The sequence below is a fragment of the Nostoc sp. EspVER01 genome (genome assembly GCF_034530635.1).
GTDB lineage: Bacteria > Cyanobacteriota > Cyanobacteriia > Cyanobacteriales > Nostocaceae > Nostoc.
Genome location: NZ_JAVRCS010000008.1, coordinates 97,850 through 124,618 on the forward strand (window position 1 = coordinate 97,850; position 26,769 = coordinate 124,618).

The following is a 26,769-nucleotide window of genomic DNA, read 5'->3' on the forward strand; positions in this document are numbered from 1 at the left end:
TAGCTGATTTAACAAGAGTTGATGAAGTATGAATACAGCAGTTGAGCCGATGGACAAGTTTTTGAACTATCAAATTAGCGAACAACTTTATGCAGGCTCTAGAACCTTAGTTTACCGTGCTATTCGAGAGGCGGATGGACTTCCGGTTGTGATCAAACTGCTCCAGCAAGAGTATCCTACCTTCAATGAACTGCTGCTGTTCCGTAATCAGTACACTATTGCTAAAAATCTTAATTTACCCGGTATTGTTCGTCCCTACAGCCTGGAACCTTACCGCAACAGCTATGCTTTGGTGATGGAGGATTTTGGCGGCATTTCCCTCAAAGATTGGCTCAACCAAAAAATAGGGAGCAACCAATATACTCTGACAGAGTTCTTGGATATTGCGATCGCTCTGAGTAATACTCTTGACGAACTTTATCGCCATCGAATTATCCACAAAGATATCAAGCCAGCCAACATCCTCATCAACCCGGAAACTAAGCAAGTCAAGTTGATTGACTTTAGCATTGCCTCTCTTTTACCCAGAGAAACCCAGGAAATTTACAGTCCTAATGTCTTAGAAGGTACTCTCGCCTACCTTTCCCCCGAACAAACCGGACGGATGAATCGCGGAATTGACTATCGCAGTGATTACTATTCCCTCGGCGTTACCTTCTATGAATTGCTGGCTGGACACCTACCTTTTGAGTCTAACGATCCGATGGAGTTAGTTCACTGTCATATTGCCAAGCAACCAGAACAATTAGGGGGCAACGGGGAAGAGGAGATTCCCGAAGTTCTTTGTGAGATTGTGATGAAGTTGATGGCGAAAAATGCTGAAGACCGCTATCAGAGTGCATTAGGGCTAAAATTTGATTTAGAAAAATGTTTGTCTCAATTACAAGAAATTGGCAGGGTTAAATCTTTTGAATTAGGTCAGCGGGATATTTGCGATCGCTTTATCATCCCAGAAAAACTCTACGGTCGCCAAGCTGAAGTTGAAAGCTTATTGGATGCCTTTGAAAGAGTTAGCCAGGGAAGCACTGAAATTATCTTGGTAGCAGGTTTCTCTGGTATTGGCAAAACTGCTGTGGTGAACGAAGTCCACAAGCCAATTGTGCGACAACGGGGTTATTTCATTAAAGGTAAATTTGACCAGTTCCAGCGCAACATCCCTTTCTCTGCCTTTGTGCAAGCTTTTCGAGACTTAATCGGGCAACTGCTGAGTGAAACTGACGCCCAATTCGAGCAATGGAAGCGCAAAATTCTTTCTGCTTTGGGTGAGAACGGACAAGTGATGATTGAGGTGATTCCAGAACTGGAAAGTATGATTGGTAAACAGCCACCTGCGCCGGAACTCTCTGGAAGTGCGGCACAAAATCGCTTCAATTCGCTGTTTTTGAAATTCACTCAAGTCTTCACTGCATTAGAACATCCATTGGCGATCTTTATTGACGATCTGCAATGGGCAGATTCTGCTTCTTTAAAGTTAATGCACTTGTTAATGAGCGAAGCTGACATCGGCTATCTACTGTTAATTGGTGCTTATCGAGATAATGAAGTCAACCCAGTACATCCGCTGATGCTGACTTTGGAAGAGATTCAGAAATTAGATGCCACAGTCAATACGATTACCTTATTACCCCTCGATCGGGTTTCTATCAATCATTTAGTTGCAGATACATTGAGTTGCTCTTTAGCTTTAGCCACACCTTTAACAGAATTAGTATTGAGCAAAACTAAAGGGAATCCTTTCTTTAGTACCCAGTTTCTCAAGGCGCTACATCAAGATCAACTAATTACATTTAATTTTAATGGTGGTTATTGGGAATGTGATATTGCTCAGGTGCGATCGCTCGCTCTTAGTGATGATGTAGTAGAGTTTATGGCAATTCAACTGCAAAAGTTGTCAACAGAAACTCAAGAAGTTTTGAAGTTAGCAGCTTGTGTAGGAAACCAATTTGATTTAAAGACATTAGCGATCGTCCATGAAAAATCCCAGTTGGAAACAGCCACAGATTTTTGGAAAGCTGTGCAAGATGGGTTGATTATTCCTACCAATGAGGTTTATAAGTTCTACCATGATGAGTCTGAATTTATAATTAATAATTCAGAATTTCAGCAATACAATTCTCCTGACTCTTGCTCTTACAGATTTCTTCATGACCGTGTTCAGCAAGCAGCCTATTCCCTTATCCCTGAATCTCAACGAAAAGCTACTCATTTCAAAATTGGGCAATTACTGTTAAACAATACATCACCTGAAGCGCTTGAAACCAGTATTTTTGACATTGTTAATCAGCTAAATGAGGGAATTGACATAATTGATGGACAATCTCAAAGAGATGAACTTGCTCAACTAAATCTAATTGCTGGTAAAAAAGCAAAAGCTTCTACTGCTTATAGAGCAGGCCTGAAATATTTCACTTTAGGCAGAGAATTACTAATAGACGAAAGTTGGTTATTTAATTACAATATTACGTTTGAATTACATCGAGAATCCGCAGAATGCGAATATCTTACTGGTAGCTTTTACCAAGCTGAAAAATTATTTGATATAGCGTTAGCTCAAAGCCAAGATAGGTTTGAAAAAGTAGATATTTATAGGATTCAGATGTATCTGAAAATGACTCAGGGTGAAAATCTAGCAGCTAGTATTGAAGCTGGAGTCAAAGGTTTGAGAATCATGGGGATGAATCTGCCAGTTACTTCTGAAGAACAGCAAGCTGCTATCGAAACTGAACTTCAAGAATTAAAAGCTAAACTGCAAACGGTTCGTATATCAGATTTATTCGATCTGCCTGAGATGACAGATCGAGATCAGAAGGTTTGTATGGGTATTTTAGCTGACCTTTGGGCAGCAGCTTATATGGGAGGAGATCAATACCTCAGTTGCTTGGTTCCTCTATTAATGATCGGTTTATCGTTGAAGTATGGCAATGCAGAAAGCTCTGGTTTTGCTTACTGTTTATATGGGATGAGTCTGGCAAATCAAGGAAATTATCAAACAGCTTATGAGTTTGGTACATTAGCACTAAAACTCGATCGTCATTTCAATAGCACCCAATTTATTTTTAAGACCAATAATATCTTTGCACATACCATAAATCCCTACAATCAGCATTTAAAAACGAATTTGCCGCTTTCTCAACAATCATTCCAAATCTGTCAAGAAACTGGAAATTTGGTGTTTGGGGTTTGGGCTGTTTCGTTTTTGATTTGGGCGATGTTAATTAAGGGCGATCGCCTCTCAGATGTTTACGCGGAAACTGAAAAATATCTGAGTTATGTCCAACAGGTTAATGATGTCAATATGCTGTATGCATTTACTTTACAGCGGCAGTTTTTATTGAATTTGCAAGATATATCTAAAACCACCGATTTATTAGAAGATCGCAATAACGAAGAGATTCCTTATATCGAAGTATGGAGACAGAAGAACAACTTTGAACATGGAATTAATTGGTACTGCTTTCTCAAAATCCAATTATCGTACCTTTATGGGCGCTATGTAGATGCTTTGGAAGCAGCAGAAGAAGCTGAGAAAACTCTTGGTTGTAACTCTGGTTTCTTCCCAATTATTCAGTATCATTTCTATTATCCACTCAGTTTGATAGCTCTCTATCCCAATGTGACATTAGAGAAGAAAAAGCAGTATTGGGACATTATTCAAGAGCATCAACAAATTCAGAAAACCTGGGCGAATAGTTGCCCAGAAAACTTTCTACATCGATATCTCTTGTTATCTGCGGAAATAGCAAGAATTTCTGGCAAGTATATGGATGCAATCGAATCATACGATCGCGCCATTGCTAAAGCTAAAGAAAATGAATACGTTAATGAAGAAGCTCTCGCCAACGAACTTGCAGCCAAGTTTTATTTAGAATGGGGCAAAGAACGCATTGCTCAAGAATATTTGATTAATGCTTACTATTGCTACACCCGTTGGGATGCTAAAGCCAAAGTCAATGACCTAGAACAGCATTATCCACAACTGCTAGCCCCCATTTTACAGCAGAAGCGTTCACTACTCACATCCAATGAGACGTTCGCAAATATTGACAGCATTAGTACCTTCCACCCAAGCATTAATAAATCAGTAACTTCTAGCAGCAACACATCAATAATGCTAGATTTGGCAACAGTTTTAAAAGCCTCTCAGACTCTCTCTAGTGAAATTGAACTGGATAAATTACTTACGAAGCTGTTGCAAGTGGTGATTGAAAATTCTGGAGCAGATAAGTGTGCGTTACTACTACTTAAAGAAGGTAGATTGCTAGTTGAGGCGACTGCTCAAGTTGGGCAGAGATCAACGGTGTTACAGTCCATTTTTATGGAAGATAGTGCAGACGTTCCTCATAGTCTAATTTGCGCCGTCAAACGCAGTCTGGAACCTACCGTTATCTTTGATGCAATATTGCATCCGGCGCTAATAGCCGATCCCTATATTATTCGTCAGCAACCCAAAAGCTTACTGTGTACACCAATTTTCTATCAAGGGAAACTCTTAGGAATTTTATATTTAGAAAACAATCTGATGAGTGGAGCTTTTACTAGCGATCGCGTCGAAATTCTCAATCTATTATGCACTCAAGCTGCAATCTCCCTAGAAAATGCCCGACTTTATCAGCAAGCACAAAATACTCTAGAAAACTTGGGACAGACGCAACAATTCTTGCGGTTAATTATGGATAACATCCCCCAATCTGTTTTCTGGAAAGACCGCAATAGTGTTTATTTAGGCTGTAATCATAACTTTGCTCAAGCTTCGGGTGTAGGAATACCAGAAAATGTTGTTGCTAAAACAGACTACGATTTATCTTGGACTCGCGAGGAATCAGATTGGTATGTAGAGTGCGATCGCCGCATTATGGAATCTGGACAAGCTGAACTAAATATTATTGAAACATTACAGCAAGCAGACGGAAAACAAATCTGGTCTAATACAAATAAAATTCCCCTAAAAGATAGAGAAGGAAACGTTTTTGGCATCCTGGGAACGTCTGAAGATATCACTAAATACCAGCAATCACAAAAATTGCTACAACACCAAAAGCAACAATTAGAGCAAGCATTACAAGAACTCCAAACGATGCAATTACAATTAGTGCAAGGTGAAAAAATGTCTGCCCTTGGTAACTTGGTAGCAGGTGTTGCCCATGAAATTAACAATCCTGTCGGCTTCATTGCTGGCAACTTAGAACCAGCCAAAGATTATGTCAAAGATTTGTTGGGTCTAATTAATCTTTATCAAGAAAAGTTTCCCAATCCTGGTTTAGATATTCAAGATGAAATTGATGCCATCGACCTGAATTATTTACGTGAAGATTTACCTAAATTGCTAGACTCGATGAAATTGGGTGTTAGCCGTATCCGCAGTATTAGTACCAGTTTGCGAACCTTTTCTAGAGCAGATAAGGATTATAAAGTTCCCTTTGATATTCACGAAGGCATTGACAGCAGTATTCTGATTCTCAGACACCGTTTAAAAGCTAATGAAAACCGTCCGGCAATTGAGGTGGTGAAGAATTATGGCAAACTACCCCTCGTGGAATGCTTTGCTGGACAACTTAATCAGGTGTTTATGAACTTGTTAGCAAATGCCATTGATGCACTTGAACAACACAATGCAGAACGGAGTTTGGAAGCGATTCTTGCTAACCCCAATTGCATCACCATTCAAACTCGTGTAGCAGACTCAGGTCAGAATATTTTGATTAAGATTGCTGATAATGGCGTGGGGATGTCACCAGAGGTTAAACAAAAAGTATTTGACCATTTGTTCACCACCAAACCTGTCGGAAAAGGCACTGGATTAGGATTAGCGATCGCTCGTCAAATTGTGGTAGAAGCACATGGTGGTTCGCTCTCTTGTACTTCCGAACTTGGAAAGGGGACAGAGTTTGTCATTCAAATCTCTACTCAACAACAATAATTAGTGCTGAGTTATGAGTTATGAGTGCTGAGTAATTTCTAGTTTACTCAGCACTTTTCATTTTTACTTTTTAAATTTTAACTTGGAGTAAAGCAACGATGATGCTTAAAATGCGAAAAATCTGGTTGAAAATTAATCCCCGATGGAGTGCTAAAATCAACAAAAACTACTATTCTTTGAAAAAGCGATCGCGAAACTTACTATTGTTATCAATTGTGGTGATTTTATCCATTAGCATTAGCGCCACAGCTATCACTAGTTACAAGATTGTTAAGGGATTGCTACTCGATAGTCTCAAGGAGCAAGCACTGTTAAAAACACGGCAAGGTGAAGATGATATCGATAACTGGCTAGCCATTCGGAAGACAGAAATTAAGACTTTGGCAAATTCTGTTGTGGTGCGATCGCTAGATTGGTCTGCGATGGAACCTTACTTGCAATCTGAGTTGAAGCGGCTGCAACTGTTTTTGCTCATCGCGTTTGCCGTACCGGATGGTTCATTGATTAATACTCAAGGAGGTGCTCCAAATGTTAAAGACCGAGAATTTTTTCAGCGGAGTATGGCGGGTGACACGGTAGCTGCCGATCCAATTCTTGGACGTACAAGCAATCAATTACAAATTCAGATTAGTTCACCGATTCCTGCCGAAAGAGGTACAAAGCCAGCAGGTGTTTTAATGGGAGGAATTCCAATTAATCGGGTCGTTGAGGTCATCAGCAATTTACATCAAGGTAAAGGCAGCTATGCCTTTGCGCTTAATTCTCAAGGAATTCCCATCGCTCATCCCAACACGGAACTAATTGGTACACCCGAAAAAGCTGCCAAGAGTTTTCTGAACTCGCGTAATCCCAGATTAGTTGAAATTAGCCAAAAAATGGTAGATAAACGCACAAATATTGAATTGCTTCAACTGGATGGTAAGTGGAGTTATGTTGCTTACACTCCCCTGAGAGAGGCAAATTGGTCAGTAGCGTTAATTGTGCCAAAAGAAAATATTGAATCGCCATTGCAGGCGTTGAACCTGTTGGCTACAGTTTTAGGAGGATTGTTGGTAGTTGGGTTGATTAGTGCATGGCGACAAGTACAACTATATGAACAGATTCGCGATCGCGCCTTTGTTTCTAGCCAGCAGGCGCAACAACTCAGCAAAACCCTGAAAGAATTGCAAAATACCCAAGCTCAACTAATCCACACCGAAAAAATGTCTAGCCTGGGACAATTGGTTGCTGGAGTGGCACATGAAATCAATAATCCTGCTAATTTTATTCATGCCAACCTCAACCATGCTAGCGTTTACAGCCAAGACATCCTCGATTTGCTCAAGCTTTATCAACAAACCTACCCAAATCCTACACCCGAAATTAGCGATCGCATCCAAGACCTTGATATTGAGTTTCTGGCAGAAGATTTACCTAAGTTAATGGCATCGATGCAAGTGGGAACCAAGCGCATTCGTCAAATTGTGCTGTCGCTGCGTAATTTCTCGCGCCTTGATGAGGCAGATATGAAATTTGTAGACATTAATGAAGGATTAGAAAACACTCTGATGATTCTGAATCATCGCCTGACAGCCACGCCTAATCAACCAGAAATTCAGATCGTTAAGAAGTACGGTGATTTACCCCTAGTAGAATGCTATGCGGGGCAACTCAATCAGGTGTTTATGAATGTTCTAGTGAATGCAATTGATGCTATAGAAGAGTCATTAGTAAAGAATGAAGGACAAATTCGCATTCAGACTGAACTCACTGATGAAAAACAAGTGATTATTCAGATTTCCGATAATGGTATTGGGATGTCAGAAGAGGTAAAGCAACGAGTATTTGACTATATGTTCACTACTAAACCTGTGGGTAAAGGAATCGGATTAGGAATGGCGATCGCTTATCAAATTGTTGTAGATAAACATCGAGGAACTATTGAAGTTTATTCTACTCCAGGATATGGAACAGAGTTTACCATCGTTATTCCTTTAACAAGTAGCAAGTAAAAATTACTGATAACATCTGACGTGGCGACAAAATAAGCTAAAAAGCTTACGAAATTAAGAATGCAGCAATTTATGCTAGAAAAAGAGAGTCCTTTTGGTGAGAACGGAATACAACACTTGCAGAAAAGGACTGCGAAGCACTACGCTGGAAAACCTCAGCAGTCAATATTTTTAAAAAATGAAAAGTTGTTTAAAACTTACCTTTGACAATGGGCAAACAGCATTAGCTATTCAAGTTGAGCAGCAAGCGGAATTGCCAAATGCTCTTGAGGAAATAGGGCTTGGCGGTTCGCGTCCTGTTTTAGTAGTAGTGGGGGGTGCAAGTAACATCAGTGAAGCTGACTTTCTCCGAATTCAAAGGTTGTTTGTGGAAGTTTTAGCCCCCATTGCCGAAACTTTAGGGGCTTATGTCGTCGATGGAGGTACGGATGTAGGAATTATGCGAATGATGGGTGCGGCTCGTACCCAGATAGGTGCTAAGTTTGCTTTGGTTGGTGTGACACCCGAAAGTAAAGTGGCTTTACCTAACTATTCAGAAACTGCTGCTGATTTAATACCCTTAGAGCCAAACCATACTCATTTCGTGCTAGTTCCTGGTAATGATTGGGGCGACGAGTCTCCTTGGATATCTTGCGTTGCGACTATGCTGGCCAATGATGCACCTTCGGTGACACTACTCTTAAACGGTGGTGAAATTACCTTTAAGGATGCGTTTTCTAGCGTTGATAGTGGAAGGTTAGTTATTGTGATTGCTGGTAGTGGTAGAACCGCAGATATACTTGCAGATGCTTTGCGTGGAAAGGCTACTGATGAACGAGCCGAAAAGCTAGCTAAATCTGGTACATTACAATACATCGACTTAATCGACTTAGAGAAAGGAGTTGAGAGTTTAGGCAAAGTAATTAAGGGGTTACTTTCTAATGAGGAGTAAAAAATGGCTAAAAAAGATAGTTATCACGAATTTTTAAAAGAAGATTTTAACAAGTTATTTGCAGGTATTAATTTAGGTGATGTGCAAAAACATTTTTTGCGATCGCGCTGGTTAGACCAAGTACTCTGGATGGAAAGGAAGGCAAATTTATCGCGCGATCGCCATTATTTTTTACGGATAACAACTATTATTGGTGGTGTAATTCTCCCAGCATTGGTAAGTTTAAATATCAACACTAATTTCAAACCTAACAACAGGGATATCATTATGTGGTCAACTTTTGGTTTGAGCCAAATAGTTGCTATTAGTGCTGCCATTGAAGAGTTTTTTCACTATGGAGAACGCTGGCGACACTATCGCCGAACAGTTGAGTCTTTGAAAACCCAAGGGTGGCAATTCTCACAGTTGACGGGCCCTTATCGTATTTATCCAAGCCACGAACAGGCATTTAATCTATTTGCAAGTCATGTAGAAGATATTATTCAGCGAGATGTGGAAATATATGCTACTCAAGTTGTACAAGAAAAGAAAGAAGAAAGACACAATCAGGAAGACCATATCCTTCTGCCAAATACAAAGATAACCAATTTAGAAGAGAAGAAAGAAGAATAAAATCGTCTAAATTAATCCTCTAAAATCTGGATTTCATCAAGTTGATTAATCACCACATCTGCACCTCGGACATGATCTGACTTACCTACCCAAGTGATACCAATACAACCTGCGGCTTTAGCATTACGCGCCATTTGCATATCACCAACTGCATCACCCACCATCAAGGTAGCGTTCGGTTCAACTCCCAAAGCTTGGCAAGCTTGCAAAAATAACACTGGATCTGGTTTACTCGGCCCTTCATCTACGCCCATTTCTAACTGGATATAATCACTTAACTGGTGATTGGCTACAAAATTACGTACTTCTTCAGTTGTCGCAGCTGAGAGAATGCCAAGTTTCAAACCCCCTTCCCGTAGATATTTCAACAAGTCTAAGCTACCTACAAACAGTGGTGAAGGAGTTTGTCCAATGTATTTTTCCGCTTCATCTAAAGCTTGACGGGCTATTTTTAAGCACTCAAACCATCCTCTTCCTGTTTCGGCAATATATGCCGCAGCCGCAACTTCTGTTTCGCGGCGGCTTGCTACTGATATTAAACCTGCGGGATCTAGAAAATTGCCATTGATGCCAAATGCCATTAATAGGGGTTCCCCAGTTCCAGGAATTTGAGCATCTATTAATCTTGCTGCTTTTTGTGCTAGCGATCGCAAATACGTTTCTGAATCTTCTAGAGTACCGTTTTTGTCAAACAAAATTGCCTGGATATTATCAAAAGTGGTATTTTTACATTTAATGGTTGCCATAATATTTAACTTCTAACTACTCCCAACTCTTCACTTTCAGCGATTCTCCACATAAAAAAAGAGGGTTTTTCCCTCTTTATAAAATGATTTAATACTCTTACTTAAAGACAAGTAAAACTATAAAAAATTTATTACTCTTCAATAGCTGCTGGAACTGCTGGAATTTCTTCTTCAGTTTCCGTCGCTGCTGGAATTTCTTCTTCAGTTTCTGTCGCTGCTGGAATCTCTGTTTCAATTGCCGCAACTACTGGAATATCTTCGTCAAGCTCTGTTGCTGGTGGAATATCTTCGTCAAGTTCTGTTGCTGGTGGAATATCTTCGTCTGCAAGAACTTCCGCAGGTGCAGCCGCAGCAGTAGCACCTTGCTGCTTGGCTAATAGCTGTTCGCGATACTTAGCAGCCATTTCTTCTGCCTTATCGTAGACCAAATCCCGGTTTTTAATCATGTCGCCGGGTTCGGGTTCTAGCTGCTTGGTAGATAGGGAAATGCGACCCCTTTCTGCATCCAAGTCAATGATCATAACTTTCACTTCATCATTGACATTGAACACGCTATGAGGTGTATCAATATGTTCGTGGGAAATCTCAGAAATGTGTAGTAGACCACTCACGCCGCCGATGTCGATGAAAGCACCGTAGGGTTTGATGCCACGAACAGTACCTATTACTACTTCGCCGACTTCTAGGCGGTTCATCTTCCGCTCAACCAGCGCTCGACGATGAGATAGAACTAAGCGGTTACGTTCTTCATCAACCTCTAAGAATTTCAATGGTAAATCTTCACCTACCAATTCTTCTTTTGGTTTGCGGGTACTGATATGAGAACCGGGGATAAAGCCACGTAATCCCTCAATTCGTACCAATGCTCCACCACGATTGGTTGCAAACACGCCAGAACGGACAGTAGCATCTTCTGCTTGCAACTGCCGCACGCGTTCCCAAGCCCGCATATATTCAATACGGCGAATGGAAAGGGTTAATTGACCATCTTCGTTTTCATCGGTAAGAATGAAAAATTCGCGTGTTTCGTTTGACTGTAATACTTCTTCCGGGCTATCCACCCGGTTAATAGACATTTCTTGTATAGGTATATATGCTGCGGTTTTAGCACCAATGTCAATCAGAGCGCCGCGCGGCTCTATACTGAAAACTGTTCCTGGGACAACATCACCAGGGCTAAAATGATAATCGTATTTGTCAAGTAGAGCAGCGAAATCTTCGTGAGTGAATCCAATTTCTGTAGCGGTTAAATTCTGATTGACCATGCTGATTTGTTCCTGGTTCTAGTCTCCGTAAAGGTGGTGCGACAAGCGCGATGTGTTATGTAAGCAGTATTATGGCAGCTTACACAAAACATCCTTTTTTATCCTAGCGCAGAAAAGCTAGCATTAACACATATCTACTCCCAAGATTGGAAATTATATCACAATATAAAAATGATTTGTCATTTACTTAGTAGTGAAAACCAACAAAGGACGAACACAATAATATCCGTTGCCACCATACTTAGTAGCAACGGATATTAAGATTAAATCCGCTTAAAAGTCTATGGATAGGATCTACTTATCTTTTGGTTTCTCAAAGCGAGGGGGTTCGCGAAATGCGATCGCAAAGAAGAGAGTACCTATACACAGAGTAAAAATCAAGATGTACGCAACGCTTTCCATTATTACGATTTCCTCTTTATCCAGCCAGTTGTTAAAGTTTTTAATGCTGAGTCACCTGAGTGCTAAGTCAGAGCCTTAACTCAGAATTTAGCACTCAGAACTCAGCACTGAAATTAAAGGGCTTCTTTCCGGCGGGTTGATTTGTCACCCACTTTCTGGAACAGACCCCACTCAACTTGCTCTTCAAGATCCGCGTCAACACCAGCAAATACGTCTCGGTAGATTGTCCGAGCGCCATGCCAGAGATGACCAAAGAAGAACAGCAGAGCAAATACGGCGTGTCCAAAGGTAAACCAACCTCTAGGACTGGTGCGGAATACACCATCAGAGTTCAAGGTTTCTCGGTCAAATTCAAAGATTTCACCGCCTTGAGCCTTACGGGCGTACTTCTTCACATCAGCTGGCTCTGTAAAGGTCTGACCATTCAGATTGCCACCGTAGAAACTAACGGTGACACCAGATTGCTCGAAGCTATACTTAGATTCTGCCCGACGGAAGGGAATGTCAGCGCGGACAATTCCATCTGCATCAGTCAAAATCACTGGGAAGGTTTCAAAGAAGTTGGGGAGACGACGCACGGTCAATTCCCGTCCTTCAGAATCTTTGAATACGGCGTGACCTTGCCAAGATTGGGCAATACCATCACCCTTCACCATAGGCCCTGTACGGAATAGACCGCCTTTAGCGGGGCTATTACCAACATAATCATAGAAAGCCAGCTTTTCGGGAATTTGCGACCAGGCTTGGTCAAGGGTTGCACCTTGAGCAACACTAGTTTGGACGCGGCGCTGAATTTCTTGACGGAAGTAGCTTTGATCCCATTGATAGCGGGTGGGACCAAACAATTCTATGGGTGTGGCGGCGTTACCGTACCACATAGTACCAGCAACCACGAAAGCAGCGAAGAAGACTGCTGCAATACTGCTAGAAAGTACTGTTTCAATGTTCCCCATCCGTAGGGCTTTGTAGAGCCGTTCGGGGGGTCTAACTGTCAGGTGGAATAAGCCTGCAATAATACCAACAACACCAGCGGCAATGTGGTGAGCCGCAATGCCACCAGGGTTATAGGGGTTAAAGCCATCTGGCCCCCATTCTGGTGCTACTGCCTGTGCTGCGCCAGTTATACCATAGGCGTCAGAAACCCATATCCCCGGCCCAAATAGCCCGGTGACGTGAAAAGCACCAAATCCAAAACAAAGTAGACCAGATAAGAACAGGTGAATGCCAAACATTTTTGGCAAGTCGAGAGCCGGTTCACCAGTGCGGGGATCTCTAAAGAGTTCCAAATCCCAGTAAACCCAGTGCCATACGGCGGCTAAAAATAGCAGACCGGAAAGAACAATATGAGCGGCAGCAACGCCTTCAAATGACCAGAAGCCAGGATCGCTTGATGGTCCACCAGTAACGTTCCAACCACCCCAAGATTGGGTGACGCCCAAACGTGCCATAAAGGGTAGGACGAACATCCCTTGACGCCACATTGGGTTGAGAACTGCATCGCTAGGGTCAAAAACAGCTAGTTCGTAGAGTGCCATCGAACCAGCCCAGCCTGCTACTAAGGCTGTGTGCATTAAGTGTACAGAAATCAGTCGCCCTGGATCATTCAGAACGACTGTATGTACTCGGTACCAGGGTAGTCCCATCGACTACGCTCCTCCTCGATGAGTTAGTTTACAAAGCAATTTTCTTACTGAGGTTATGAGAGACGAAAATCGCCACTCATAAAACTCTCTCTTGTTTTTTGTTATTGCCAGAGCCAGAGTATTACCACAGCTTAGTCTTAATAAGTCATACACCGTGGGTGCTTTGGCAATGCTTACTCGCTTCGGGAGGTTTACCTATGTAGGGTAGCCATCGCCAAGCAAAAATGAGAATGTTTTAAAAAGTGTAACTATTGATGGAATTGTTTGCAAGCGTGTAAATTGATGCGATCGCGTAGCATCTCCAAGTTTTTTCGCTACCAATACTCGTCAGGGATTAAATTTTCTTATCTTTTCTTTACGAGGAGTGGGGAGGCAGGGGAGCAGGGGAGCAGGGGAGAAGAGAAGTTGTAATAAGTTTTATCCCCTCTGCTCCCCATGCCCCATATCTACTGAACCACCAAGTGGATATTTTGCAGTTGACACTTCGCCTCGGCTGTACCCAGGCGTTCGATTACCTGTTCAGCGCTCATCAGACGCTTGAGTACTACTTGACCGATGGTCTGACTACCAATTACTGGTGTTGTTGGCTTCACTTCTACGGTTAAAACGGCTTCTTCAACTCGATAAAGCCAGAGCAATTCATTTTCTTCGACTAAACAAATATTCATGCGCTGAATATCTGGTTGGCGTCGCCATGCAGTTATTTGCCAGAGTCCATCAGATGCCCAAACTCTTGCAACTGCCCATCCCTCAGATAGAAAGAAATACTTCACGGTCTTAGTCTCACTATTTCGACTTTCAATCTGCTGTTAACAATATCGCGATCGCTTTAGTCGCTGATGTTCAAACACTCTTCTTTTTGACAATACAGCCAATCTTGACGATAAACCGCTCTATCGGTATCTGTTCCCAAGCAGCAACATTTAAAATCTCAACGTACACTACTTGGGCTAAGGTCAAACCTTAACAAGACCTATTTTCCTAGTAACCATGAATTTAAGACAAATTTAACCAATGTTGTAAAAATTTAATTAAATAAAAAAAACTTTTCAATACTTAACAAATCCTAAATTTCAAGTTCTGTATTTTATCAATGATTTTTTGTAACCAAACAGTGCATGGGCGTAGGCATCACACAGTAGCAGTAAACTTAATTATGAAGTTGAGTATCCGCCACCAATTTTTGATTGAGATGGCTACGGAGGGTTCCATCGAAACAAGAACCACTCTAAATTGTGAAGATTCAGCATAAGAGTCATAAATATAGTAAAATTGCTGACCGCTGATATCAAATATATTATTGCTATGACCTGGTTTTCCTTGTCCGTGAAACGGTGGGGTCGGATTACACAATTCCTATCTTTGTTCTGTCTATGTTTATTTTTAGTTGTTAGTTGCGCTCCTCGTCCGCAACCTTCTACGCCACCATCCGGTTCTGTAAATACCCCTACAGGTGATGGTCGTATTACTATCGGTACAACAGCAAAGCCCAGAACCCTTGATCCGGCTGATGCTTATGAGTTAGCATCTTTAGGCTTGGTGTTTAATATGAGCGATCGCCTCTACAACTACGAACCAGGAAGCACCGAAATTCAACCCCAACTAGCTACAGCATTACCCAAAGTCAGTCAAGACGGCTTAACTTATACCATCCCCTTACGTCAGGGAGTCGTTTTTCACGATGGGACTCCCTTCAATGCTCAAGCAATGGCCTTTACCATTCAGCGATTTATTGAAAATAAAGGAAAACCCTCATTCTTACTAGCTGATATAGTAGATTCTATCAAACCTACAAGCGAGTATGAGTTAACCATCAAGTTGAAAAAGCCCTTTGCAGCTTTTCCCTCACTGCTGGCATTTCCTGGAATTTGTGCCGTTTCGCCAAAAGCTTATGAAGTCGGCGCTGGTAAATTCAAGCCGAATATTTTTGTGGGAACTGGCCCTTACAAATTAGGACAGTATGGTACTGATTCCATCCGATTTGATGTGTTTGATAAATACTGGGGAGAAAAACCAGGTAACAAGGGTGTTAATCTCCAAATTCAAACTAGTCCAGTTAATTTGTTTAATGCTTTCCGTACAGGCGCGGTGGATGTAGCTTATCTATCGCTACAGCCAGATCAAAATCGGAGTTTGGAAGAAGGTGGTAAAAAAGGAGATTGGCAAGCGATCGCAGCTGAAGGTAGTGTAGTAAGTTATTTGGTATTAAACCGGAATCAAAAGCCTTTAGATAAATTAGAGGTAAGACAAGCGATCGCATCCATAATTGACCGTCCACTTTTAAATGAGCGGGTGTTACTTGGTCAAGCAGATCCGCTATATAGCATGATTCCCACAACATTTAAAGTTTCTGTGCCATTATTCAAAGATAAATATGGCGATGCTAACTTCGATCAAGCTAAAAAATTATTAACTACCGCTGGCTTCTCCAAAGAGAATCCTGCAAAAGTGCAAGTTTGGTATCCTTCTAGTTCACCTACTCGGAGTTTGGCAGCACAGACACTCAAATCTCTTGTGGATGTCAAAATGGATGGAATACTGCAATTTGAAATTACCCAAGCGGAAGGGCCTGCCTTCTTTAAAGATATTGCCAAAGGTTTGTATCCGGCAGCTTTACTTGATTGGTATCCAGACTTTTTAGATCCAGATAATTACGTCCAGCCATTTTTGTCTTGTGACAAAGGTTCTGCTGCGAAAGGATGCGAAGATGGAGGCAGTCAAACTCAGGGTTCGTTCTACTATAACGAAGCCATAAATAAACTGATTGATGGGCAACGCAAAGAACAAAATCCCGAAGCGCGTCAGAAAATTTTTACCGAAATTCAAACGCAAGTTACTACTGATGTACCTTATGTTCCTTTATGGCAAAACAAAGACTATGTATTTGCCCGAAATGGTGTTAATGGCGTAAAACTTAACCCTACCCAAATTTTGGTTTACCAGACACTTAAAAAGTAGTCATTGGTCACTTGTACTGAGCGTAGTCGAAGTATTAGTCATTGGTCATTAGTAATAACTGTTGACCATTGACTTTTGACTATTCAATAAAAATTTCATGTTTAATATATATTTAGGTGATAGCTAAAATAGTTCCTAAAATTGTATTTTGAATCTTAAACTTTAAATTCCTTATGTCTCGTTCTAAAGCTTTACAATATTACATTATTTCTCGGTTGCTTCTTGCGCCACTTCAACTATTAACGATCATCACCATTGTATTTCTCTTACTAAGAGCAACACCAGGAGATCCAGCAGATGCAATTCTTGGTGGACGTGCGCCAGAAGCAGCTAAAGAAGAATTGCGAAAACAACTTGGTTTAAACCTTCCGTTGTGGCTACAGTATCTAAATTATTTGGGAAGCATACTGCGCTTTGACTTGGGAACCTCCTTAATGAGTCGCGGACAAAATGTCTGGGACATCATTGGGCAATATTTCCCGGCGACAGTGGAGTTAGCAGTATGTAGTATGGCGGTTGCACTCATCGTCGGCATTGCAGTTGGAACTCTTTCAGCTTCCCGTCCTGGGACATATTTTGATGTCGGCGGGCGCTTATTTGGGATCATCACCTACGCACTTCCGATGTTTTGGGCGGGAATGCTTTTGCAGTTGATTTTCTCAGTCCAATTGGGTTGGTTTCCTAATTCCAACCGGTTTCCGCCCAATCTATCGGCTCCGACTACTGTCACTGGATTGTATACAATTGATAGCTTGCTCGGTGGAAATTTCACTCAGTTTTTCACATCCTTACACCATCTGGCTCTACCGAGTCTCACACTAGGAATTTTGCTCAGTGGGATTTTTGAGCGAATTGTGCGAGTGAATTTAAAGCAAACTTTGCAAGCAGATTATGTAGAAGCGGCTAGAGCTAGAGGTATTGGTGAAAATAAGATTTTAGCCTCTCACGCTTTAAAGAATGCTTTAATTCCAGTGATTACAGTCTTGGGATTAACTTTTGCGTCTCTGTTGGGTGGAGCTATTTTGACAGAGGTAACATTTTCTTGGCCTGGTTTAGCTAATCGACTTTATCAAGCGATCGCCGATCGCGATTATCCCACAGTCCAGGGAGTGCTGGTGTTTTTTGGTGCGATCGTTGTCAGTGCCAGCATTTTGATTGATATTTTAAACGCTTATGTAGATCCGCGAATTCGATATTAAATTTCTTGAGAAATGCCACTAGCTAAAATCCCAATAATTTTATTCACATCTTTGAGATAATATTCACTATTTCACTGTTTTTACAAAACTAAAAATATATTAGTTTGCTCGTGCCTACCGACTTAATGATTTAGAAAAAACTTTTCATTAGTCAGGCAAAGGAGTTAAACAATTGAAAGCTAACTTTATATCGTAGCAAAACCTTCTGTTTCGTCTACTTATGAATGTTATTAAGCAGCACCAATTTAATTTTTTCTATTGCGTTTGCTTTAGTTTCGACCTCGCAATCAAGGTACACAGTAATGGCAACTGAAAACCTTGTCTTTTATAGTTTCGAGTTAAATATCAGAAAATATTATTACTTTTTTATTACTGGAGATATCCAGATAAACTCACTGTAATAACGTTAACAACATTATTATTCGTATCGTATCCAAAGTAAGTATAATAAAACCCATCACCCAACGCCGTTGCAAATGCAATAACATTTGCTTTATTGAACTCATTGACACACATATTAGCCAACATTACGCCAAGGCTATTTTCTTCTTCGAGTAAATTATCTAGTTTGCAAGCTAAAGTGTGTTCATAAATTTCTGTTTCCCAAGTATTATTAATAATAATTTGAGCAGCATCCGCATCCATAAAGCACCCTATTCCAGAATCAACTCCATAACCAAAAAATCCCTCTCCTTCTTTTAAATCACTTAATTTTTCACCAACTCTAGTAGCTAATTCCCATCGCACTGCGGTTACTTCGCTAATCTGAACCATAGCATAAGCAACCATTGGTTCTTCGTTATTAAGGTTGCGTGCAATGCTCAAAAAAACTGGATAACAACCAGTCTTAAAATTGGGACTAAAGGGGTCTGTGCCAGGAAAAACTAGGGGATCACAAGCTATTAATTTTCCTGAAGTTAAGTTTAGTTTCCCAATTTTATAGGGATTAAGAATAAAAATACCAAATCGTGTATTTAGCCTTTGACCTGTTTGGAAAGCTTTTGATAAATCAATATTTATCATCTTTTATCAGATTATTTATTTAAGGATCATTAATTCCAATCTTATACAAATCTATTGAGATAGACTCGACCGCGCAAGTCAGTTGCGACGAACAGGCGGCTGAAAACCTCACAAATACAGCATTAAAAACGAATTAATCAAATTTTTGTTACTTGATTTTCTTAGCAAACTTTAGGCACGAACACATTTAAAACTTTTAAACACAAACACTTTTCTTGCTTAAGTTCTGTTCTGCGGCCACTTGATAGTATTATTCTTACAATCTTTTGGCAACTCCAGCTTCTTGCTCTAATAATTGAGCCAAAGCACGTCCCCTGATAAATTCTTCAAATTCATCCACCACTCACCCCCCGCATTAACCAACGTATATTGCTTTAAATTAGCCGCTTTTAACGCAATGTCGGTTAACCCCACATTAAGCGACATCAAAGGGCGATCGCATTTGCTATATCGGAGTACCCATTTGCTATTTATTGAAGGCTTATCTTCTTAAACTGCGCGGGTCAAGTGCATCTCTCAGCCCATCACCGAGTAAGTTGAATGCCAGCACTGTGAGGATAATCAGCACAGCCGGCGGCCAAATTAGCCAAGGTTGCAACACCAAAATTGAAGCATTGCTAGCCAGAGAAAGCATATTTCCCCAAGAGGGGTCTGGTTGTTGAATACCCAAGCCGATGAGACTCAATATCGCCTCTGCACCAATAAAGCTGGGAATTGCAAGAGTCGCAGAGATAACTACATAACTAGCCGTTTGCGGTAAAACATGGCGGAGGATGATATAAAGTGGGTTCCCGCCCATTGCACGCGAAGCTTGGACAAATTCTCGCTCTTTAATTGATAGTACCTGTCCCCGAATGACTCGTGCTAAACCAGCCCAGCTAATAACGGAAGTAATCACCACAATCAACAAAAAGCGCTGGGTACTACTTAAACCCGCTGGTAAGACTGCGCCCAATGTCACCAAAAGATAAATACTAGGGAAAGTCATTAGCACTTCTGCCAAGCGCATAATTAGGCTATCAGTTACACCGCCGAAATAGCCAGAAATTCCCCCAATGAGCAAACCAAGGGGATAGGTAATGATAATGCCAAAAATCCCGATAAACATACTGATGCGACCGCCATGTAAAAGGCGGCTGAATTGGTCGCGCCCTTGGTCATCAGTACCCAATATGTTGACTTTTGTGCCACTTGTTGTCCCAAATAAATGCCAATTTAAGGGAATACCAGGAAAGATCGTGACTTCATCCCACTTCGGGGGTAATGGCAAACTCATCTGCAACAATCGGTATTCTGGCCCGGAGACAAATAGACGCAGAGGTGATGGATTTTTGAAGTCTACAATGAGTTTGCGATCGCCTGTTTCTAAATTAGTATCTCCCTGAGTCGTCGGATAAACATGGGGGCCGATAAACTGCCCTGACTGAGAAACCCAGTGGATCTTAGTTGGTGGCAGCAGTGAACCATTAGGCTGTGAAGCATAGGGGTCATAAGGAGCTACGAAATCAGCTGCAATTACTCCTATATAGAAAATTAACAGTAAAATAGCCCCAAATCGTGCCAAAGGATTTTTCTTAAGTCGTCGCCACCAATCCATAGTAGTTAGGAGTTATAAGTTAGGAGTTATGAGTTATTAAGTTTTTATCTTAATTCATAACTCATGATTAATAATTTTCAACTCCTAAACTCCTAACTCCCAACTCTTAGCTCTTAACTGCTAACTTTTCTAAATACCTCTGCTGTTCTTCTTGTTGTTTTTCATGTTCCACAACAAACACGTTTGAGTAAAGATTTGCAAGAATTTGTTTTCCCTGTTGTGTCAATGATAGGTAATGCAGTCCTTCTTGAATATAGGGATATACGCCATTCCAGTAAAACTTAGCGTAGTTATTGCGTAAATCGGCAGGGGTTTTATAGCCCAAAACTTTATTTACACCAGTTTCTTCAAATTCGTAAAATAAAGAAGTAATTTTCTTCAGGTAACGCGGGTCGCTTAGTTGACCAATTAAATCAGCAGCCCGGACTAATCCGGCAAAACACCTTGTATCTTGATGATCTTCTGCCGCAGGTACCGGAAATCGAGTCAATTCAATATTGCTCTTAATTGCCTCAGCATCTATTAACTTGTGACCTCCAAAACGCTCATCAATAAAAAGCTTGGCTCTATCAACATGATACGGCGTCAAACTGGCATCAGAAGCACCAGCAGCCACAGAAATCATTCTGCCATTTTTACCTGTAGCATATAAGTTTGCTGTTTCTCGGTCTTGCCGACAAACCCCTTTAACGTAGCCAATATCGTGACACACTAAGGAAATAATACAATGCAACCAGTCTTCACTGGAAACACCGCCTTCCCTAATATGTTTACCACGTAAAATTTCTTGCCCCACTAGGGCGACTAGGACTGTGTGTTCAACATTGTGATAAAGGGCGTCGCTATTGGCAATGTTTTCCAAAGCCATGTTACCTGCCCAGGCGATAATATCCTGATAATCATTTTTAAAGCAGCCATAAGTGCGACGGTAGCCGTCTCGAATTTCATTTACAAAGGCATCAATTAAAATTTCAGTGGCATTGAACATATCTGCTTACTCTGGTAAATACCAATTTTTTATTGATTTGATTGATTTCAAAATTCCATAATCAAGGCTACCCTTGCTGGAATCTAAGGCAATGGAGTTTGCTCCTTTGTAACTCACGTGTAGCTGTAGACGCTAGCTTTATCTGTACCTGGATACACGGCTTTTGGCAAAACAAAGGCTTTAGAGAAATGGTTGATTACGTATAAAGAATAATTTCCTGGTGTACCAAGGTACATAAATACTTTCGATTCTAATTAGATAAATCTAGATGAGCTATATCAGTTTTTCATATCTAAGCCTTGGTTGACAGTGATCTAAATAGAGATGGTGTGTGACATAGAGTAGTTCTATAAGATTAGAGAATTTTTTGTATCATAACTTACATAAAATTTATGATCGCTTTTTAGTAGTAATTTCTCTTAGTGAGAAAGTTGTATTATATACTATTGCAGATCAAAGACATTTACTATGAAATACGTCATAGTTGATATCGAAGTAAATAAACTTCAAGTTTTCTTAAGAAAATACCAAAATTTGGTATGGATAGACAGACAGCAAGTAGAGGTGAAACTGTGAGCGATGAAAGTCTTTCAGAAGTTGAGGTGGAAGAAGCTATAACCTCTGAAGATAGGAGTTTTTTAAGCAAATCAGATCAAAAACAAACCAGGGCATGGTTGAAGCCATTATTCTTGGGTACTGGTTTAGGAATTGCGATCGCCTTGGTTGTGATGAGTCTATTAAATCGTTTTCCATCCCGTCAACAAAGCGCCGTAGCGGATAAAAAAGTTAACCCAGCGATGACAGTCACTGTCGCCACAGTAGAAACTGCCCGTGTTGTCCGTACCCTTAAAACGACTGGGACTGTAGCGGCGAGTGATTTAATTCCGGTACTACCGCAAACAAACGGTTTACAAATTAAAAGCATCCCCGCAAATGTCAAAGAAGGAGCTTTTGTCAAACAAGGTCAAGTATTGGCGGTGTTAGATGGTTCCATACTGCAAAGCCAAATTAGCCAAGCAAAAGCAGATGTAGAATCGAAACAAGCAGATGTGGTATCGAAACAAGCAGATGTGGCATCGAAACAAGCAGATTTGGCATCAAATAAAGCAATAGTCCAGCAAAGACAAGCCGATTTAGCTCAAGCTAAGGCGAGGTTAGAGGAAGCAGGCAAGAATTATCAGCGCTATCAACAACTCGCTGACTCTGGGACAATTAGCAAACAAGAACTTGATACTCGTTCCTACAATGTGAAAACTGCCATAGAAGTTGTGAACCTGTCCCAAGAAAATATACGTAGTGCCCAGGCTAATATCGGCAGTGCCCAAGCTAACATTAATAACGCCCAAGCGATCGTCAATAAAGCCAAAGCCGATGTCAAAAGCAGTGCTGCCAAGGTGCAACAACTGCAAACTCAGTTGGGACAAACTGTGGTACGTGCGCCGGTTTCGGGAGTAATCGCCGAAAAACTAGCTAGAGTTGGTGATGTGACTGGTGTACCGCCGCAAACCCAGGTGGGAACCGTGATTGGTGGCACACAAAAACTATTTTCGATTATCCGAGATGAAAAGCTAGAACTTCAGGCGAAGGTGCCCGAAACTCAACTAACTCAGGTGAAAATTGGCGCATCGGTGCAAATTACTTCTGATGTCGATCGGCGGGTGCGATCGCAAGGACGAGTCAGAGATATACAACCACAGCTGAACGATCAAAGACGGGAAGCGACAGTGAAAATTGACTTACCACCAACAACTTTACTGAAACCAGGAATGTTTGCTAGTGCTGCAATTACCACTAACTCAGGGATGAAAATGGTAGTGCCACAAAAAGCAGTGCAGTCCCAAGCTGACGCAAGTGTAATTGTATTCATCTTATCGGGTGAAAATGCTGTCAGCAGCCAGAAAGTCGAGTTGGGAGATCCTGGTAATAACGACACAGTGGAAATCAAGAGTGGGTTACAGTTAGGCGATCGCGTTGTCGTTGATGGTGCAGGTTATCTCAAAGATGGCGATCGGGTTCGAGTTGTAGATTGAAGCAGGAGTCAGAATTCAGAAGTCAGAATTCAGGAGTCAGAAGTCAGAATTTTGAATCCAATCAGTGAGTGATTTAGCGGGAAGTCGAGCAGTCAATTGATAAGGCAGTCTTGATAAGATTTCTCGACTTGAGCGAATTGGTGTGTTATCAAGCTTGAGTATTAAAGTTTTCTGAATTCTGAATTCTAAATTCTGAATTCTGGATTTTTACCCTGAGATGTCGAATCCCCAATCGTTCGACTGAGCGTAGTCGAAGTCCCAAATCCCAAATCTAAAATTTCCCAATGTCTTTTAATATCTCAGCCTGGTCGATTAAAAAACCTGTTCCCACCATAGTTTTATTTTTAATTTTGACCGTTGTGGGTTGGTTCTCATTCATATCCTTGGGGATTGATACTAACCCAAATATTGATGTGCCAACAGTTTTGATCAAAGTCACTCAACCCGGTGCAGGCCCAGCAGAACTAGAATCCCAAGTGACGAAAAAAATTGAAGATGCTGTGGCGGGGTTGGGCAATATCGATTACATGATTTCTACCGTTAGCGATGGGAATTCTCAGACGACAATCAATTTTGTTTTGGGTACAGATAGCGATCGCGCCACCAATGATGTTAGAAATGCGATCGCTCAAATTCGCCAAGATTTACCCCAAGACATCAACGATCCGATTGTGGAACGTCTGGAATTTGCCGGCGGCCCGGTGATTACCTACGCGGTTAAATCTGATCGGCGTTCTGTAGAAGAATTAAGTAATCTCGTAGACCAAACTATTAGCCGCACCTTATTGGGAGTTCGTGGTGTAGCACAAATTCAGCGTGTGGGTGGCGTTGACCGAGAAATTCGCATTAATCTTAATCCAGACCGCTTACAATCTTTAGCGATTACCGCCACTCAGGTAAACGACCAAATCCGCGCTTTGAACATTAACCTACCTGGCGGACGTGCCGAAGTTGGTGGTAGCGAACAAAGTATCCGCACATTAGGAAGTGCCACCAGTGTGGATATTTTGAAAACTTACGAAATCCTATTACCACAAGGAGGTTCCGTACCTTTATCCAGTTTGGGAACTGTAGAAGATAAATTTGGTGACGTGCGCCAAGCCGCCAGTTTAAATAATCAACCTGTGGTAGCTTTCCAAGTCTTGCGTAGTACTGGCAGCGTTCTGGTGACAGTGGAAGAAGGAGTAAAAGCAGCAGTCAAACAACTGGAAAAAACCCTTCCCCCAGATGTCAAGTTAGATTTAATTTTTACTAGGGCCGATATTGTCCGCCAATCTTACCAAAGCACCATTGATGAGTTGATTCAAGCCTCGGTGTTGGCGGTCATCGTTATTTTAGTGTTTTTGCGGGACTGGCGAGCAACATTAATTACTGCTGTTGCCTTACCCCTATCAATAATTCCCACCTTTGCAGTGCAGCAAGCCCTTGGTTACACCCTCAACAACATGACTTTGTTGGCATTAGCGCTGGCGGTGGGCAACTTAGTAGATGATGCCGTTGTGGAAATTGAAAATATGGAACGGCATATCGCTATGGGCAAGTCGGCTTGGGAAGCTGCTTTTGAGTCTTCCGACGAAGTAGGATTAGCAGTAATCGCAAGTTCAGCGACAATTATTGCAGTGTTTATGCCCGTTGCTTTTATGGGTGGAATTCCAGGGCAATTTTTTCAACCATTTGGCGTTACCGTTGCCGTTTCCACAATTTTTTCAACTCTTGTCGCGCGGATGGTTACGCCGATGATGGGGGCGTATCTTTTAAAAGAGGCAGAGGGGCACACTTCGACTACGCCCTTCGGCTACGCTCAGGACAGGCTCAGTGACCGGGGGGCAGAGGGGCAGAGGGGAATAATAAAAATTTTTAATTTTAAATTTATACTTCCAGGTGGCGGGAAGGGAAGTAGAAAACTTGGAGATGAAAAGCGTCAAGGGTTTCAACCTTATAGATCGCTTTTACAGTGGGCGTTACGCCATAGATTGACAACAATGGCGATCGCATTAGCTTTTTTTATTGCCAGTCTGATGCTGGTTCCCTTGATTCCCAAAGGTTTCGTTGATGATGGCGACTTTGGAATTTCCAGCGTATCTATAGAATTACCTCCTGGTTCCACATTAGAAGACGTTAACAAGGTAGTCACACAAGCAACTGATATCATCCGCCAAAACCCGGTAGTTGAACGTGTACTAGCAACAGAAGAGATCAATTCTGCCAGCCTTACCATTAATCTCAAACCTAGAGAAAAACGAAATATTTCCCAAAAACAGTTTGAGGAACAAGTGCGTCCTGACTTTGAGCAAATACCAGGAGCTAGAATTAGTTTTCAAAGTCAGTCACCGGGTGACAGTCGTAAAGGTTTATCAATTGTCCTCAGAAGTGAAAATCCCGAAGCCTTGAATCAAGCTGCTGATGCCCTAGAAAAGCAGATGCGATCGCTACCCGGATTAGTAGAAGTGTCTTCGACTGCAAGTTTGGTAAAACCAGAGATTTTAGTAATTCCTAACCCCCAACGGGCAGCAGATTTGGGAGTGACAGTGCAAGCGATCGCTCGGACTGCTTCCCTTGCCACCATCGGCGATAATGAGGCCAACTTGGCAAAATTTAATTTAAGCGATCGTCAAATCCCCATTCGCGTGCAAATCGATCCGCAAGCGCGGGCTGACATCAACACAATCACAAATCTCCAAGTCCCCAGTCAAAATGGTAGATTGATTCCCCTCATAGCAGTGGCAGATATCCGCTTTGGTAGCGGCCCTGCTACCATCAACCGTTACGATCGCGCCCGTCAAGTAGCTGTAGAAGCCAATTTGCAAGGGCTTTCTTTAGGAGAGGCGGTGCAAACAATTAACCAACTACCTGCAATGCAAAACTTACCGCCAGGGGTAGTACAGCAACCTTCCGGTAGCGCCAAAATTATGCAAGATATTTTTGGGCGCTTTGGCGGCGCATTAGGGCTGGCATTAATGTGTATCTATGCAATTCTGGTACTGCTGTATAACAACTTTCTTCATCCATTATCGATTATGGCAGCCTTACCCTTTTGTTTAGGCGGCGCATTGGTAGCGTTGATGGTTGCTCAAAAACCCTTGGGAATATATGCCCTAATTGGGATTGTGTTGCTGTTGGGGATTGTCACCAAAAACTCGATTCTGTTGGTAGACTATACAATCATCAACATGCAAGAAGGCAAAACCCAACGTCAGGCACTCATTGAATCAGGTGTGTCACGTCTGCGCCCAATTTTAATGACCTCTTTTGCAACGATCGCAGGTATTTTGCCCCTAGCATTAGGAATTGGTGCGGGTTCTGAAGTTCGCCAACCGATGGGAATTGCTATTATGGGCGGTTTCACAACTTCTACCCTGCTGACACTAGTGGTAGTGCCAGTGATATTTAGCTACATTGACAACTTTCAAACTTGGATTATGCATACACTGCATTATGGCTTTGGTAAAAAACCATCGCGCCAATAA

General features: G+C 41.6%; 16 protein-coding genes. 8 read left to right on the forward strand and 8 right to left on the reverse strand.

Translation table 11 applies throughout. From position 1 onward, the window contains the following. The first annotated feature begins 28 nt into the window (after positions 1–28). The 4 genes from RMX69_RS09490 (at position 29) to RMX69_RS09505 (ending at position 9,451) form a co-directional block, all read left to right on the forward strand. Positions 29–5,917 carry an AAA family ATPase gene (locus RMX69_RS09490; protein WP_322637279.1) on the forward strand — a complete coding sequence of 1,963 codons (5,889 nt, stop codon included), beginning with the start codon at positions 29–31 and terminating at the stop codon, positions 5,915–5,917. 98 nt (positions 5,918–6,015) lie between these two features. Next, entirely contained in the window at positions 6,016–7,908 is a 1,893-nt protein-coding gene (locus RMX69_RS09495) for a sensor histidine kinase (RefSeq protein ID WP_322637281.1), read from the forward strand. A 178-nt stretch (positions 7,909–8,086) separates the two neighbouring features. Next, positions 8,087–8,839 (forward strand): hypothetical protein, encoded by a 753-nt coding sequence (locus tag RMX69_RS09500; RefSeq protein WP_289795418.1) that lies wholly within the window; start codon positions 8,087–8,089, stop codon positions 8,837–8,839. A 3-nt stretch (positions 8,840–8,842) separates the two neighbouring features. Then, a complete protein-coding gene (locus tag RMX69_RS09505; RefSeq protein ID WP_322637282.1) occupies positions 8,843–9,451 on the forward strand; it encodes a DUF4231 domain-containing protein in 609 nt (202 codons plus the stop codon). Between the two features lie 11 nt (positions 9,452–9,462). Here the strand turns inward: RMX69_RS09505 and RMX69_RS09510 are convergent, their stop codons facing one another. The 5 genes from RMX69_RS09510 to RMX69_RS09530 all read right to left on the reverse strand — a co-directional run bounded on the left by RMX69_RS09510 (position 9,463) and on the right by RMX69_RS09530 (position 14,280). Beyond that, on the reverse strand, positions 9,463–10,197 hold the full coding sequence (locus RMX69_RS09510) for an HAD family hydrolase (protein WP_289795420.1): 735 nt from the start codon (positions 10,195–10,197) through the stop codon (positions 9,463–9,465). 131 nt (positions 10,198–10,328) lie between these two features. Next, positions 10,329–11,462 (reverse strand): 30S ribosomal protein S1, encoded by a 1,134-nt coding sequence (locus tag RMX69_RS09515; protein ID WP_289795421.1) that lies wholly within the window; start codon positions 11,460–11,462, stop codon positions 10,329–10,331. A gap of 294 nt (positions 11,463–11,756) precedes the next feature. Further along, positions 11,757–11,864, reverse strand: a complete 108-nt coding sequence (locus RMX69_RS09520; protein ID WP_084227385.1) for a photosystem II reaction center protein T — start codon at positions 11,862–11,864, stop codon at positions 11,757–11,759. Positions 11,865–11,977: 113 nt separating this feature from the next. Then, positions 11,978–13,507 carry a photosystem II chlorophyll-binding protein CP47 gene (gene psbB, locus RMX69_RS09525; RefSeq protein WP_322637283.1) on the reverse strand — a complete coding sequence of 510 codons (1,530 nt, stop codon included), beginning with the start codon at positions 13,505–13,507 and terminating at the stop codon, positions 11,978–11,980. A gap of 446 nt (positions 13,508–13,953) precedes the next feature. Continuing rightward, the gene (locus RMX69_RS09530; RefSeq protein ID WP_289795423.1) at positions 13,954–14,280 is read right to left on the reverse strand and encodes a hypothetical protein; all 327 of its coding nucleotides are present in this window, start codon (positions 14,278–14,280) and stop codon (positions 13,954–13,956) included. Between the two features lie 532 nt (positions 14,281–14,812). On the opposite strand from RMX69_RS09530, the gene RMX69_RS09535 reads away from it, so the two are divergent. Beyond that, complete coding sequence (locus tag RMX69_RS09535) at positions 14,813–16,465, forward strand: ABC transporter substrate-binding protein (RefSeq protein ID WP_322637284.1); 1,653 nt, start codon at positions 14,813–14,815, stop codon at positions 16,463–16,465. A gap of 173 nt (positions 16,466–16,638) precedes the next feature. After that, positions 16,639–17,664, forward strand: a complete 1,026-nt coding sequence (locus RMX69_RS09540; RefSeq protein WP_289795425.1) for an ABC transporter permease — start codon at positions 16,639–16,641, stop codon at positions 17,662–17,664. A 369-nt stretch (positions 17,665–18,033) separates the two neighbouring features. Here RMX69_RS09540 and RMX69_RS09545 read toward each other — a convergent pair whose 3' ends face one another. The 3 genes from RMX69_RS09545 to RMX69_RS09555 all read right to left on the reverse strand — a co-directional run bounded on the left by RMX69_RS09545 (position 18,034) and on the right by RMX69_RS09555 (position 21,272). Next, positions 18,034–18,687 (reverse strand): DUF4241 domain-containing protein, encoded by a 654-nt coding sequence (locus RMX69_RS09545; RefSeq protein WP_289795426.1) that lies wholly within the window; start codon positions 18,685–18,687, stop codon positions 18,034–18,036. Positions 18,688–19,168: 481 nt separating this feature from the next. After that, a complete protein-coding gene (locus RMX69_RS09550) occupies positions 19,169–20,284 on the reverse strand; it encodes an ABC transporter permease (RefSeq protein WP_322637285.1) in 1,116 nt (371 codons plus the stop codon). A gap of 106 nt (positions 20,285–20,390) precedes the next feature. Continuing rightward, positions 20,391–21,272, reverse strand: coding sequence for an Npun_R2479 family HD domain-containing metalloprotein (locus RMX69_RS09555; RefSeq protein ID WP_322637286.1), 882 nt, complete (start codon positions 21,270–21,272; stop codon positions 20,391–20,393). A gap of 539 nt (positions 21,273–21,811) precedes the next feature. Here RMX69_RS09555 and RMX69_RS09560 point away from each other — a divergent pair. Continuing rightward, complete coding sequence (locus RMX69_RS09560) at positions 21,812–23,302, forward strand: efflux RND transporter periplasmic adaptor subunit (protein WP_322637287.1); 1,491 nt, start codon at positions 21,812–21,814, stop codon at positions 23,300–23,302. Between the two features lie 284 nt (positions 23,303–23,586). Further along, the gene (locus RMX69_RS09565; RefSeq protein ID WP_322637288.1) at positions 23,587–26,769 is read left to right on the forward strand and encodes an efflux RND transporter permease subunit; all 3,183 of its coding nucleotides are present in this window, start codon (positions 23,587–23,589) and stop codon (positions 26,767–26,769) included.